Raw genomic sequence first — 420 nt, 5'->3', positions numbered from 1 at the left:
CCCCAGGGGGGCTGTGGAGGCGGAGGATGCGATCGGTATGAGCCATTGCCCCCCTCCCTTCCAGCTGCCGGCGAGCAAGACTGCTGTGGGGAAAGAGTCGTCATAAACATTAGCGGGCTTCGATTCGAGACACAGCTTAAGACACTTTGTCAATTTCCAGAAACTCTTCTTGGGGACCCAAAACGCCGGATGCGGTATTTCGACCCCCTTAGAAACGAATACTTTTTTGATCGCAATAGGCCCAGTTTCGACGCCATCCTCTATTACTATCAGAGCGGCGGGCGAATCCGCCGACCTGTCAATGTACCTATCGATATCTTTTCCGAAGAGATCAGGTTTTACCAGCTGGGAGAGGAAGCCATGGAGAAATTTCGCGAGGACGAGGGGTTTCTGAGAGAAGAGGAACGCCCCCTCCCACGA

1 protein-coding gene is annotated in these 420 nt (G+C 53.8%); it reads right to left on the bottom strand.

Going from position 1 to position 420, the window contains the following annotated elements:
• Nucleotides 1–420 (bottom strand): hypothetical protein (locus FYM52_RS19025; RefSeq protein WP_238826277.1); only part of this gene is annotated, 420 nt, incomplete at both ends.

This window comes from Comamonas sp. CAH-2 (genome assembly GCF_009668305.1).
Taxonomy (GTDB): domain Bacteria; phylum Pseudomonadota; class Gammaproteobacteria; order Burkholderiales; family Burkholderiaceae_C; genus Comamonas; species Comamonas aquatica.
The sequence above is the reverse complement of the archived record's forward strand: the minus strand, read 5'-3'. Positions and strand labels throughout refer to the sequence as shown.